General features: G+C 56.7%; 10 protein-coding genes. 9 read left to right on the top strand and 1 reads right to left on the bottom strand.

Annotated features, from left to right (window positions below; translation table 11 throughout):
- Nucleotides 1-13 precede the first annotated feature (13 nt).
- The 9 genes from Q3A88_RS11115 (at nucleotide 14) to Q3A88_RS11155 (ending at nucleotide 11,385) form a co-directional block, all read left to right on the top strand.
- Complete coding sequence (locus tag Q3A88_RS11115) at nucleotides 14-1,807, top strand: aryl-sulfate sulfotransferase (RefSeq protein ID WP_317177907.1); 1,794 nt, start codon at nucleotides 14-16, stop codon at nucleotides 1,805-1,807.
- A gap of 174 nt (nucleotides 1,808-1,981) precedes the next feature.
- Complete coding sequence (locus tag Q3A88_RS11120; protein WP_317177908.1) at nucleotides 1,982-2,902, top strand: Rpn family recombination-promoting nuclease/putative transposase; 921 nt, start codon at nucleotides 1,982-1,984, stop codon at nucleotides 2,900-2,902.
- Nucleotides 2,903-3,104: 202 nt separating this feature from the next.
- Complete coding sequence (locus Q3A88_RS11125; RefSeq protein ID WP_317177909.1) at nucleotides 3,105-3,938, top strand: ATP-binding cassette domain-containing protein; 834 nt, start codon at nucleotides 3,105-3,107, stop codon at nucleotides 3,936-3,938.
- The gene (locus Q3A88_RS11130; protein WP_039287498.1) at nucleotides 3,935-4,771 is read left to right on the top strand and encodes an ABC transporter ATP-binding protein; all 837 of its coding nucleotides are present in this window, start codon (nucleotides 3,935-3,937) and stop codon (nucleotides 4,769-4,771) included. The genes Q3A88_RS11125 and Q3A88_RS11130 overlap by 4 nt, the downstream gene beginning before the upstream one ends.
- Nucleotides 4,772-4,854: 83 nt before the next feature.
- Nucleotides 4,855-6,102, top strand: coding sequence for an MFS transporter (locus tag Q3A88_RS11135; RefSeq protein ID WP_317177910.1), 1,248 nt, complete (start codon nucleotides 4,855-4,857; stop codon nucleotides 6,100-6,102).
- Nucleotides 6,103-6,112: 10 nt separating this feature from the next.
- Nucleotides 6,113-7,624 (top strand): ABC transporter substrate-binding protein, encoded by a 1,512-nt coding sequence (locus Q3A88_RS11140; protein ID WP_317177911.1) that lies wholly within the window; start codon nucleotides 6,113-6,115, stop codon nucleotides 7,622-7,624.
- Between the two features lie 37 nt (nucleotides 7,625-7,661).
- A complete protein-coding gene (locus tag Q3A88_RS11145) occupies nucleotides 7,662-9,440 on the top strand; it encodes an ABC transporter permease subunit (protein ID WP_110162641.1) in 1,779 nt (592 codons plus the stop codon).
- Between the two features lie 137 nt (nucleotides 9,441-9,577).
- Nucleotides 9,578-11,038, top strand: a complete 1,461-nt coding sequence (locus Q3A88_RS11150; RefSeq protein WP_010285567.1) for an AMP nucleosidase — start codon at nucleotides 9,578-9,580, stop codon at nucleotides 11,036-11,038.
- A 107-nt stretch (nucleotides 11,039-11,145) separates the two neighbouring features.
- The gene (locus tag Q3A88_RS11155) at nucleotides 11,146-11,385 is read left to right on the top strand and encodes a hypothetical protein (RefSeq protein ID WP_317177912.1); all 240 of its coding nucleotides are present in this window, start codon (nucleotides 11,146-11,148) and stop codon (nucleotides 11,383-11,385) included.
- Nucleotides 11,386-11,464: 79 nt separating this feature from the next.
- Here Q3A88_RS11155 and proP read toward each other — a convergent pair whose 3' ends face one another.
- On the bottom strand, nucleotides 11,465-12,967 hold the full coding sequence (gene proP, locus Q3A88_RS11160; protein WP_039468366.1) for a glycine betaine/L-proline transporter ProP: 1,503 nt from the start codon (nucleotides 12,965-12,967) through the stop codon (nucleotides 11,465-11,467).
- Nucleotides 12,968-13,056 lie beyond the last annotated feature (89 nt).

A 13,056-nucleotide genomic window follows, 5' to 3' on the forward strand; every position in this document is an offset into this window, starting at 1 on the left:
CTGGAGCACCATTATGGGACACCCTTCCGTCTACCCGACCGGCACAACGATTTACAACCCGGAAAAATCCTGGGGCGGCTACACCGTTTTTCAGGCACTGGAACGTGGCGCGGTACTGGTGGATATGAACGGCACCGAACTACGCCTGTGGGAAGGCCTGCACGGCTTCCCCAATAAAATCCTGCCCGGCGGTTACATTCTCGGGCACAGCGGCGAACGCGACTCGCGCTACGGCATGCAGGACATGGTCGACCTGATTCAGGTGGACTGGGACGGCAACGTCGTGTGGAAATTCAACGGCTATGAGCACATTACCGATCCCGATCTTCCGCCTGAATGGATGGCGCGCGTCCATCATGACTACCAGCGCAGCGGCAATCCAGTAGGCTACTACGCACCGGGGCAGGAACCGCAGTCAATCGGCGGCAACACGCTACTGCTGGCGCATACCAACCTGCACAATGAACGCATTAGCGACAAACTGCTGCTCGACGACACCATCATCGAAGTGGACTGGGAGGGCAACATCTTGTGGGAATGGCGTTGCAGCGACCATTTCGACGAGCTGGGCTTTGACGACGATGCGAAAACCGCGCTGTACAACAACCCTAACCTGCGCAAAAGCGGCGGTGGGATGGGCGACTGGATGCACATCAACTCCATGTCGGCACTCGGCCCCAATCCGTGGTTCGATCAGGGCGATACCCGTTTTCACCCGGATAACATCATCTGGGACGCGCGCGAATCCAACATCATCGCCATCATCGACAAGCAAAGCGGCAATATAGTCTGGCAGCTTGGCCCCAACTACAACACACCTGAACTCAAACACATCGGCTGGATTATCGGCCAGCATCACGCGCATATGATCCCCGCAGGATTGCCGGGCGCGGGCAATATTCTGGTGTTTGATAACGGTGGCTGGGCAGGCTACGGCGCGCCCAATCCGGCATCAGCCGATGGCGTGAAAAACGCCTGGCGTGACTATTCCCGCGTGCTGGAAATCAACCCGATAACGCTGGATATTGTCTGGCGTTATTCGCCGTACGAAGCGGGCATCCCCCATCCAACCGACGCCTTCCGTTTTTACAGCCCGTACATTAGCAATATCCAACGTCTGCCGAACGGCAATACGCTGATTAACGAAGGGGCCAATGGTCGGCTATTTGAAGTCACCGTCGATCACGAAATTGTCTGGGAGTTTATTTCCCCCTACTGGGGCAAGACGGTGAACACTAACATGCTGTATCGCGCTTATCGCGTGCCCTACGAGTGGGTGCCACAGCTGCCGCGCCCACAGGAAAACCCGGTGCTCGCCCCCGACAACACCCAGCTACGTCAACCCGGTGCCGCCGCCCCCGGCTTCGCAAGCGTGGTTCGTATCGACGGCACACGCCCCTACAAAAAGAGCGGCGATGCCCTGTGCGTCGCGACTGACAGCGAAGACCTCAAGCGCAGCCCGAAACTCTTTGCCGTCAACCGTGAGCGCTTTGCTCCACTGACCGCCGACGACTGGCCTGAACTGGCAGCCCAACAAGGTCCACAGTTGCTGCTGGTCGGCGCAGAGCGCTGTGTCCACTGCAAGAGCCTTTATCGCCAGTTGGAAACGATTCTGGATAACGAGGAATACCGCAACTTGCCGAGCCATTATCTGGACGCCGATCATCACATTATCCTAACGGAGCAATTGGCGGTCAGGACGCTACCGACCCTGCTATGGCTCGTCAATGGTGAAGAACAGGCTCGCCTGAGCGGCGCACAGCAGCCCGAACGCCTGCGCCAGTGGCTAACCGAGCAACAGATTTAACTCTCACACCTTGAACGCGATCTCGCTCCCAGTGAGATCGCGTCGTTACTTTCATTTCTCACTTTTCTTGCGTACATCCTTCCATATCGACGCAGTCGTCCTCCGCGCTTCTTCCCTGCCCGTATCCGCTTCTTTTACCCTTGCTTATAGATTATTCAGGGACGGAAAAACAGCATGGCCGCGCATGATGCGATTTTTAAACAGTTTCTCAGCGATCCAGCCGTCGCAAAGGATTTCTTCGCCATTCATCTGCCAGAGGAAATCAGGAATATCTGCGATTTCAGCTCGCTACAACTGCAATCGGCCTCTTTTGTTGACGAGGAACTACGTGCAAGAATATCGGATATGCTGTATTCAATTCAGACCACCGCAGGGCAAGGCTATATCTATTGTGTGATTGAACATCAGAGTCGCCCAGAAAAACTGATGCCATTTCGCCTGCTGCGCTACGCGCTGGCTGCTATGCAACAGCACCTATCTCAAGGTCACGACACGTTGCCGCTCGTCGTTCCTTTACTGTTTTATCACGGCCAGCGTAGCCCTTATCCCTATACGCTGCGTTGGCTCGACGGTTTTAGCGACGCTATTCAGGCAGAAAAGCTCTACAATTCATCCTTTCCTTTGATTGATCTAACGGTAATCCAAGATGAGGAAATCAAGACGCATCGCCGCGTAGCGCTACTGGAGTTAGTACAAAAACACATTCGCACGCGAGATATGCTGGAACTGGCGCAGGATATCGGGCTATTATTTGAACGCTGGCAGGTACCTCTGCCGCAAAAAAGAGCGATTCTGTTTTACATCGCGCGAAGCGGCAATACATCAAAACCGGCAGAGTTTATTGAGGCTGTCGCGCAATCTCTGTCAACGGATCGGGAGGCGATCATGACCATCGCACAGCAGCTTGAGAAAATCGGGTTTGAAAAAGGCATCAAGCATGGCATGCAGCAGGGGATACAACATGGTATGAGAACCAGTGCTCGAAACATTGCCCGCCAGCTTCTGCTCAGCGGCATGGAACCCGCTCAGGTCAGCCAGATTACTCAGTTAAGCGCGGCGGAACTGGCACAGCTTGTTGACTCATCGAATGAGTAGGTTCTAAAAATACAACGCTACGAGATAGTCCGCACTTCCCTACGGTTTATTCTTTACCCCCTCTATTTAATCATCGACGCAGTCGACTAAGACGGCGTCTCTGCGCCAATTTATACGCGCTGGATCACATTTCCTTTGCATCACTTCGTCTTAATTTGTTATGTTATTACATATCGATTTACACTGACCCTATACGTTATCCATGATTAACAGGAACAGACACACAGACGCCATTCTTCAGGTAGAAAACCTGAGCCTGTCTATGGGCGGTGAAACCAAAGTCAGCGATATCAACTTTACGCTGTTCGCGGGTGAACGTGTCTGTTTACTCGGTGCGTCCGGTTCTGGTAAATCCCTCACCGCCAAAGCCGTCATCGGTACACCGCCGTCGGGCTGCCAGGTTCGCGGCAGTATTCGGGTGAATGACGAAGAGGTCGGTCAGTTGAAAGCGCTGGCACGCCCATCGGTTAGCCGCGTCTCTGCGGTGTTCCAGGACTCAGCAACAGCGCTCAATCCCCTCATGCCGTTGGGAAAACAGCTGTCACTGGCGTTGAAAACCACCTCTTCCGCTGAACTTTCTGCGCTCCTTAGCGCCATGAAACTGGATGATATCCCCAACCTGTTGCAACGCTATCCTGCCGAACTGTCCGGCGGTCAGCGCCAGCGCATTTGTATTACCCTCGCCCTACTCGGCAAAACGCGCCTGCTGGTGGCCGACGAACCCACAACCGCGCTCGATGTCATGACCCAGCAGCAGGTATTGCAGGTCTTACAGGAACGTAGCACGCAGCCGGATGCTCCGGCTTTGCTGTTTATTACGCATGATATCGCCGTTGCCGCCCAACTCTGCCAGCGTGGTCTGGTGATGGAAAACGGCCAGATCGTTGAATCCGGCAGTATGCAGCAACTACTGAATGCACCACAGCAGCCCTATACCCGCAGTCTGGTCGCTGCCGCGCGGCGCGCTGACACGCTTTTATCTGACACCCTGTTATCCGACAGGATGTTACCCGCTGCCGGAGCACTCGCTGGATGAACCACCACCTGCATGCGGTTCCCTCACCGTTTTTAAGTCTTGAGCACGTTAGCCGCTATCGCCAGACGTCACGTTTGCCGTGGCACAAGGCCGATCCTGCCAGTGCGATTTTTCACGACCTGTCGCTGAACCTGCAACAGCACGAACGTGTCGGGCTGGTTGGTGCGTCCGGCTGTGGTAAATCCACGCTGCTAAAAACCCTGCTCGCGCTTGAAGCGCCGGAGCGTGGCGCGGTGTACTGCGACGGCAACCTGATTACGCCCGGTTCGGTGCGTTCGCTTCTCTGGTATCGCCGCCGCGTTCAGTACATTCCGCAGGATCCGGCAGGCTCGCTCGCGCCGCGTCAGCGCGTCGCCGATCTCCTCATCGAGCCGCTGAAGCGACTCCGCCCCGATGAGGTCCGCCACGTTAATAGAAATCATTCTGCCCGCCTGGGCGACGTCATGGATCAGGTAGGACTGAGCGTCACGCTTCTGGATAAGGTCGCCGGACAGCTTTCCGGAGGACAGGCACAGCGCGTTGCGCTGGCGCGAGCGCTGATCGTCCGACCCGAGTTTTTATTGGCAGACGAGCCCGTCAGCGGTCTCGACTTACCGCTACGTGAACAGATTAAAGCCCTGCTTCAACAGGTTACCGAACAAAATAAGATGGGCTTGCTGATGGTCTCGCACGACATTTCTATGCTCGCCGGGCTGTGCGACAGAATGCTGGTCATGGACGGCGGACGCATTATTGAAGATCGCCCCACAGCCGAGGTGCTGGCTTCACCGCAGCAGGCGCACACCGCCCGTCTGTTGCAGGCCGTTCCCGCCCTATCGACATCAGGCTATTAGCTCGCTGAAAACGCGCTTTTTACCATAAAATATCGCATCAATAACACATTCCCCGTAACGGGCTTTTTATAACGGATCATGACATGTCAGACCTTACCGCCAACCGCGCTCCGCAGCCTTATCCCCCGTTACTTCTGGGTAGCCAGCTGGTTTTCAACATTGGCTTTTATGCCGTCGTGCCGTTTCTGGCCATTTTCCTGCGCGATGACATGCTGCTTTCCGGCTGGGCTATCGGGCTGGTGATTGGCTTACGCACCTTTTCTCAGCAGGGCATGTTTTTAGTCGGCGGTGCGCTGGCCGATCGCTTCGGTGCCCGCGTGATCATCCTGTGCGGCTGCGTCGTGCGTATCAGCGGCTATCTCCTGTTGGCGTTAGGCGACTCGCTGTGGCCGATCATTCTCGGTGCCTGTCTGACCGGCGTCGGCGGTGCTCTGTTCTCTCCCGCCATTGAAGCGCTGATGGCACAGGCCGGTACGCAAAGTGAAAAAGAGGGAAAACGCAGCCGCTCCGAGTGGTTCGCCCTGTTTGCTATTTGCGGCGAGTTAGGCGCGGTGCTGGGGCCGTTGCTCGGTTCGGTGCTGGCGGGATACGGATTCCAGCGCGTGGCGCTAGCCGGTGCGGGCGTGTTTGTTATCGCACTCATCGTCCTGTTTTTCAGCCTGCCGCCAACGCAGCGTAATCGGGGAGAATTACAGATTGCCCCGTGGTGGGAAACGTTCCGCCAGCGTCGCTTTGTCGCGTTCATCATTGCCTACAGCGCTTATCTGTTCAGCTACAACCAGCTCTATCTGGCGCTGCCGGTTGAACTGCATCGCTCCGGCAGCAGCGAGAAAGATCTCGGGCCGCTGTTTGTGTTGGCCTCCCTGCTGGTGATCGGGTTACAGCTTCCGCTGGCACGTTTTGCCCGTCGGGTTGGCGCGGCACGCATGCTGCCACTGGGCTTTGCGCTGCTAGCTGCATCGTTCTTTAGCGTCGCGATGTTTGCTTCCAGCACGCCACCTGAAGGCTGGCAGCGCCTGCTTCCCGCTATCTCGTTAATTACGCTGCTGACGCTGGGTCAAATGCTGATCGTTCCGGTCGGGATGGACCTTATCCCGCGCTTTGCCAACAACCAGAATTTGGGTGCGCACTATGGCGCGCTGGCATCGATGGGTGGCATCGCCGTTCTGGTCGGCAACTTTATCCTCGGCAGCCAGCTTGACCGCGCACTGACGCCGTCGCCGCAGGCCGCTATTCCGTGGGTGCTGCTCGCCGCCGTGCCGTTGTGCAGTTCGCTGGCGATGATGGTCATCTGCCGCCCGTTTAAATCCGCTTCAACCGTGAATGAATAAGGACAGATTGATGAATATGCGTAATCGCCTGTGGCCCGTTTCTGGATTGCTATCAGCCACGCTGCTGCTTTCAGGTTGCTTCAACGAGCCGGAGGAAAACCACACCTCGCATCATGACGGTCGAATCAAACTGGCGATGCTTCAGCCGCCGCGCTCCGGCCTGACACCGCTGAGCGATGATGCCTTTAAGCTGTCGCGTTGGAGCACCGCAGAAACGCTGGTAGTACTCGACAAACTCGGCGAAGCCCAGCCTGCGCTGGCGACAAAATGGCAGCAGATCGATGATAAATCCTGGCGTTTTGAACTACGCCCGAACGTCCATTTTCATGATAACACCACCTTAAACGCCGCCACGGTAGTGAATGCGCTCACCGTGGCCTCCACTGCCGCTCCCAAACCGCGCATTCTGGACGGCGTGCAGTTAACGGTAAAAGCCGATGGCGATAACGCCGTCGTCGTCTCCACGGCTAAACCGGATCCGCTGCTGCCACAGCGTTTATCCAGCCCGCAGTTGGCGATTCTTTCCACCGCGGCATACGGTAAGAATGGCGTCGTCAATCCGATCAACACCGGAAGCGGCCCATTCGTTCTGCGTACCGTCACTGGCACCAGCAGCGCGGTATTGGATCGATTCGACGGTTACTGGGGTGAGAAAGCACAGGCCAGCGGTATCGACGTGAGCTTTGTCTCCGACGGCGCAGCGCGCGCTGCGGCATTACGTACCGGCACGGCGGACATTGTCGAAGCCATTCCCGTTTCACAGGCACCGCTGCTGGATCAATCGCTGGTACATGAAGTCCCGATGCCGCGCACCAATACGCTGTATCTGAATACCCGTCATGGCGTGATGCAAGATCCTGCGATGCGTGCCGCCGTGCGCGATGCGATCAATCGCCAGCAGTTGGTAGACAACGTGTATGAGAAGCGTGCCGATATCGCGCAGGGTCTGTTAGGCCCCGCGCTGCCGTGGGCGGCGCAACTGCGCCAGCCAGTGGCGAATCCGGTCAAAGCCGGTACGCCTGCGGGCGCCACCATCACGCTGGCAACCTTCAGCGATCGCGCCGAACTGCCTGAAGTGGCGGTCTATCTGGCACAGCAGCTTACTGCCGCTGGGTTTACGGTAAAACAGGTGGTGCGTGAATATGCACAGATCGAATCCGACGCGCTGGCGGGCAAGTTTGACGCCTTTATCTTATCGCGCGCGACGGTGCTGGATTCCGGCGATCCAGTCGCTTATCTATACAGTGACTTCGCCTGTGAAGGGTCGTTCAATATCGCTCAACTGTGCCGCCCGGAGATCGATCAGGCGTTACAGAAAGCGGCTGCAATTCCTGCGGGCGTTGCACGCCGTCAGGCCATCATGCAGGCAGAAAACCTGATCCTTGCCAGCGATGCCGCGATCCCAATGCTGCATGAGCGTGTGATTCAAGGTGAAAGCGCACAGGTAAAAGACGCACTGCGCGACCCGCGTGAACGTACGCTGATTAACGCCGCTACGCATATTGTTACCGGCGCCAAGTAACGGATAGCGCACCCGCAACCAGAAAGATGACGAGTTTATGAGCGAATCGCTGTATTGCCGCACCTGTGCGACCATCAACCAGACGCAACGCCCGCGATACGGCGTGCTGATTCCACTGTTTTCGCGGCTGCTGACGCTGGCGGGGATTGTGGTGCTGATTGGCATGTTGCCGTGGTTATCCGGTCAGGATCCGGCGCTGGCGCTGCTGCGCGCCCGTTCCGGCGAGCAGGAAGCGACGGCGGAAACGCTAAACGCGATTCGTCACTCACTCGGGCTGGATCAAGGCCCGCTGCAATTGCTGTTGAACTGGCTGACGGGTCTGTTACACGGCGATGCGGGCAATTCCTGGGTGTCTGGCCGGCCGGTTCTTCCGGGGATGTTGCAAGCGGCGGGCGTCTCGATCACGCTAATGGCCTCCTCGGCGTTGGTGGCCTTCACACTGGCTGCCGTGCTGTGTGCTCCTACCTTTCGGCAGGGGTTACGCGGTCAGGTTCATCGTTCAGGCGGTCTGTTTGCCGCCTTATTTACCGCGCTGCCCGAATTCCTGCTGGCGTCATTTCTGCTGATTGTCGGTGCCGTCTGGCTACAGTGGTTTCCCCCTTATGGCTGGCTAGGCCTGCACTATGCGGTGCTGCCGTCGCTGGCGCTCGGTATTCCAGCAGGCGGCTACCTTGGCCGGATTATTGCCGACGCGCTATCCGCCACCTTCAGCGAAAACTGGCTCACCACCTGGAGTGTGGCAGGTGTGAGCCGCCGTCATATCGCGCTGGCCGTGCTGAAACGCACGTTGCCCAGCGTGATGCCGCTGGTCGGGCTGGTGCTGGTCTCGTTAACTGGCGGTGCCATCGCCGTCGAAAAAGTGTTCGCGATTCCCGGTCTGGGACGCGCCACGCTAGGGGCGGCAGCGGCACAGGATCTGCCCGCCTTGCAGGTCGGCGTGCTGATTCTCTTACTCATCGCCTCGCTGGCTGGCATCGCCGCCAGCGGCGTTCGGCTGCTGATTCTCGGACGCGCGCTGCGAAGCGGCGCGATGCCCGTGCCGGAAGAGCACGGTAGCCCTGCGTCTCGCCATGCTATCTGGCTGCCGATTATCTGCGTGCTACTGCTGGCACTGCTGTTGCTGGCTGGCCTGCCGCGCGATCCCTATACTTCGGCCTTTCTGCGTCTACAACCGCCGTCGTTTCTGCTGCCTTTTGGCGCGGATGCGATGGGGCGTGATTTGCTGGCACGCGTCGCACACGGTACGTTAAATACCTGTCTGCTGGCGTTGGCGGTATCGCTGGCCTGTCTGGCAATTGGCCTGTTGGTTGGGCTTTTTCCGCGTCTGTTCACCGGCCCGATTGAAGTGACTAACGCCCTGCCGCCAGTGATTGCCGGGCTGCTGGTTGCTGCGGTAAACGGCCCGACGGCAACGGGCGCGGCGATTGCCGTGATTGCCGTGAGTTGGGCACCGCTCGCGGCCCACACGGCGGCACTGGTGGCTGAAATCAATGCGCGCCCTTATATTCGAATGCTGCCGATTCTCGGCGTCGGCCCGATACGGCGTAGCCTGTTCTATATCCTGCCCGCGCTGATTGGCCCGCTTTTCCGTCACGCTATGCTGAAACTGCCTGGCATTGCGCTGGCGCTGGCATCGCTCGGCTTTTTGGGGCTGGGCGCATCACCGCCGACGCCGGAATGGGGACGCGTGCTGGCTGAAGGGATGCCGTATATCGAACGCGCCTTCTGGGGTGTGCTGGCACCGGCGGCGGCACTCGGCGTGCTGTCGATACTGGCGGTGAGCGCGGCGAATCTTTCCGGTCGCCACAAGCACTAATCTATTATGGGATACAGCTTAAGCGCCGCTTCTCTCCACGTTCACAGCTCCGCCAGATTTCACGATGGCGGGGCTGTGCATCTTCAGTTACGCTGTGAGCTAACTTCTGCCTAAGTACAGAATTTAAAGGAGAGAATATGCATAACAGCGGATCCCACGTCAGTCTTACCGTCACTCAGACTCTGGATAAACTGGAAGCGCTATATGATGACGCCGTCTCAGCACTGCGCGATGCCATCGGGGACTTCATCAATGATGGCACGCTGCCTGATGCTAACGCGCGCACGGCGGGGCTATTTGCCTACCCAGCTCTCCGCGTTAGCTGGAGCGGCAATTCGACCGGTCACCCCCGCCATCGCGCCTATGGGCGTTTTACCCATCCCGGCAGCTACTCCACTACCGTTACCCGCCCGGCATTTTTGCGTGCTTATCTGGCGGAACAGCTGGCGCTACTGGAAGGCGACTATGATGTCACCATCGAGGTTAGCCCGTCACAGCAGGAAATCCCGTTCCCCTACGTGCTCGACGGTTCCGATCTGATTCTTGACCGTTCGATGAGTGCCGGTATCGCCAAGCATTTCCCCACGACAGAGTTGTCGCAGATTGGGGACGAGACGGCAGATGGACTGTTTCACGCCACCACCACATCACCGCTGTCCCACTTCGACGCGCTGCGTACCGATTTCTCGCTGGCGCGGCTTCGTCACTACACCGGCACGCCGGTAGAACATATTCAGCCGTTCATCCTCTTCACCAACTACACGCGCTATGTCGATGAGTTTGTACGCTGGGCCTGTGCGCAGATTGCCGATCCCGATAGTCCGTATGAGGCGCTATCTTGTGCTGGCGGTATTTACATCACCGCCGAGACGCCAAACCCCGAGCAGACGGTGTCCGATCTGGCCTGGAAGAACCACCAGATGCCCGCCTATCATCTGATTCCTCGTCAGGGTAAAGGGATTACGATGGTCAACATTGGCGTCGGGCCATCCAACGCGAAAACCATCTGCGATCACCTCGCGGTGATGCGTCCGCATGCCTGGCTGATGATCGGCCACTGCGGCGGCCTGCGCGAAAGCCAGTCCATCGGTGATTATGTGCTGGCGCATGCTTACCTGCGTGACGATCACGTACTGGACGCCGTGCTACCGCCGGATATCCCGATTCCCAGCATTGCCGAGGTGCAGCGCGCGCTGTATGACGCCACCAAGATGGTCAGCGGTATGCCGGGGGAAGAAGTTAAACAGCGTCTGCGTACCGGCACGGTGGTTACCACCGATGACCGCAACTGGGAGCTACGCTACGCGGCCTCTGCCCTGCGGTTTAACCTCAGTCGCGCCGTCGCGGTAGATATGGAAAGTGCGACGATTGCCGCGCAGGGGTATCGCTTCCGTGTCCCTTACGGCACGCTGTTGTGCGTTTCGGATAAGCCGTTGCACGGTGAAATCAAGCTGCCGGGACAGGCGAACCGTTTCTATGAAGGGGCGATTTCGGAGCATTTGCAGATTGGCATCTGCGCTATCGATCTGCTGCGGGCGGAAAGCGATAAGCTGCACTCGCGTAAACTGCGCACCTTTAACGAGCCACCGTTCCGTTAATCGGACGACACAGTTAGGCAGCCGACCGCTATTCAGGCGGTCGGCTGCTCTGGTGCGACTAAATACGTTATGTTATAACAAACCAAATTTCATAGCGGATAAGCCCAATGAAAAAAGGTCTGTCAGTTCTGTTTCTTTCCCTCGTCGCGACACAAGCCTCGGCGTTTCAGGCAAAAATGGCTCAGTCTACGGAGAGTGGATTGAACAATATCGATGAGCCTAAGCGCACTTTTTCAAGCTTTACGCCAATGGGACTGGAAACCATTCATCCCGGCCAGTGCGATGCGACCTCTATTAACGGCTGCGGTTGCCCGTTTTGCACCCAGCTGCGGCTAATTGGTCACTAGCCCTACATAACAGAGTCGTTGTACGCGACATAGCAAAAGCGCCACATTCGTGGCGCTTGTTTACTATCGGTAAATGGCGTCAATTAATCTCAGGATGCTGTTCGGTCAGCCGTTTTCTTTTCTTCTCCAGTTCGGCGATTTGCTCATCAATTTCCTCTATTTTCTGCTCGATATTGTCGTACTGTTCCTGCAACAGCTCTTTGGCTTCCGTCCGATCCGATGCCGCGGGCGTTGCGCCTTTCAGCGGCTGATTAGCGGTTTCACGCATCGACATCCCGGTAATCAGGCCGATCAGCCCAATCACCATCAGGTAATACGCCGGCATATACAAGTTACTGGTTGATTCCACCAGCCACGCCGCCGCCGTTGGCGTAAAGCCCGCAACCAGTACGGAAACGTTAAATGACGTCGCCAGTGCGCTATAACGAATATGCGTCGGAAACAGGGCGGGCAGCGTTGAAGCCATCACCCCCGTGAACGAATTCAGCAGTACGGCCAGCATCAGTAATCCGCAGAAAATCAGCCCAATCACATCGCTGTTGATCAAGATGAAGCTGGGCACCGACAGCAGCAGCAGCCCAATACTGCCGCAAATAATAAACGGCTTACGCCCATAGCGGTCGCTCATCAGCCCCATCACCGGCTGCACAAACAGCATCCCGATCATCACGGCAATAATAATCATCACCCCATGATCTTCCGAGTAATTCAGGCTGTGTGAAAGGTAGCTCGGCATATAGGTCAGCAGCATGTAATAGGTGACATTGGTGGTAATCACCATCCCGATACAGATCAGCAGACCTTTCCATTGCTTGGTCACAATTTCACGCAGAGAAATCTTCGGCGGAGATTGGATGCTGTCTTTTGATTCTTTATCAATGTTGTCAACGTGCTGTTGGAATGTCGGTGTTTCTTCCAACGCATGGCGCAAATAAATCCCAATTAATCCGAGCGGCGCAGCAATAAAGAACGGAATACGCCATCCCCAATCCAGAAAACTTTCTTCTCCCACAATGGAAGAAATGAGCACCACGACGCCCGCGCCCATCACGAACCCGGCAATAGAACCGAAATCCAGCCAACTCCCTAAAAAGCCGCGTCGTCTGTCCGGGGAATATTCAGCAACGAAAATCGCCGCACCGGTATATTCGCCCCCAACGGAGAATCCCTGCGCCAGTTTCGCCAACAGCAGCAGTATCGGTGCCCAAATACCAATCGATTCATAGGACGGAATCAAGCCGATACAGAATGTACTCACCGACATGATAATAATGGTGATCGACAGGACTTTCTGGCGACCAAATTTATCCCCCATCGCACCAAAGAATATTCCGCCGAGTGGCCGAACCAAAAAGGGAACCGAGAACGTTGCCAGCGCAGCAATCATTTGTACGCCGGGATCGGCTCCGGGGAAAAAGACCTGTCCGAGCGCATACGCCACAAAGCCATAGACACCAAAATCAAACCATTCCATCGCATTACCCAATGCGGCGGCGGTAATGGCTTTTTTAAGTCTGGCATTATCAATAATGGTAATGTCCTGAATTTTCATCGGTTCGATTTTTTTCTTTTTTAATCTCATCCTTTTTTCCTTTGCTTAAAAAGCGACCCTTTATTAAAAATACAACGATCTCTTTCATGCGCAGGGAACCACCCGACTGCACGCTGAAA

This window comes from Pectobacterium sp. HCp5_1 (assembly GCF_032905925.1).
Classification (GTDB): Bacteria; Pseudomonadota; Gammaproteobacteria; order Enterobacterales; family Enterobacteriaceae; genus Pectobacterium; species Pectobacterium brasiliense_A.

Coding starts and splice junctions, on each gene's coding strand:
- Q3A88_RS11115 (WP_317177907.1), top strand. CDS start 14: ATGGGACACCCTTCCGTCTACCCGACCGGCACAACGATTTACAACCCG.
- Q3A88_RS11120 (WP_317177908.1), top strand. CDS start 1,982: ATGGCCGCGCATGATGCGATTTTTAAACAGTTTCTCAGCGATCCAGCC.
- Q3A88_RS11125 (WP_317177909.1), top strand. CDS start 3,105: ATGATTAACAGGAACAGACACACAGACGCCATTCTTCAGGTAGAAAAC.
- Q3A88_RS11130 (WP_039287498.1), top strand. CDS start 3,935: ATGAACCACCACCTGCATGCGGTTCCCTCACCGTTTTTAAGTCTTGAG.
- Q3A88_RS11135 (WP_317177910.1), top strand. CDS start 4,855: ATGTCAGACCTTACCGCCAACCGCGCTCCGCAGCCTTATCCCCCGTTA.
- Q3A88_RS11140 (WP_317177911.1), top strand. CDS start 6,113: ATGAATATGCGTAATCGCCTGTGGCCCGTTTCTGGATTGCTATCAGCC.
- Q3A88_RS11145 (WP_110162641.1), top strand. CDS start 7,662: ATGAGCGAATCGCTGTATTGCCGCACCTGTGCGACCATCAACCAGACG.
- Q3A88_RS11150 (WP_010285567.1), top strand. CDS start 9,578: ATGCATAACAGCGGATCCCACGTCAGTCTTACCGTCACTCAGACTCTG.
- Q3A88_RS11155 (WP_317177912.1), top strand. CDS start 11,146: ATGAAAAAAGGTCTGTCAGTTCTGTTTCTTTCCCTCGTCGCGACACAA.
- proP (WP_039468366.1), bottom strand. CDS start 12,967: ATGAGATTAAAAAAGAAAAAAATCGAACCGATGAAAATTCAGGACATT.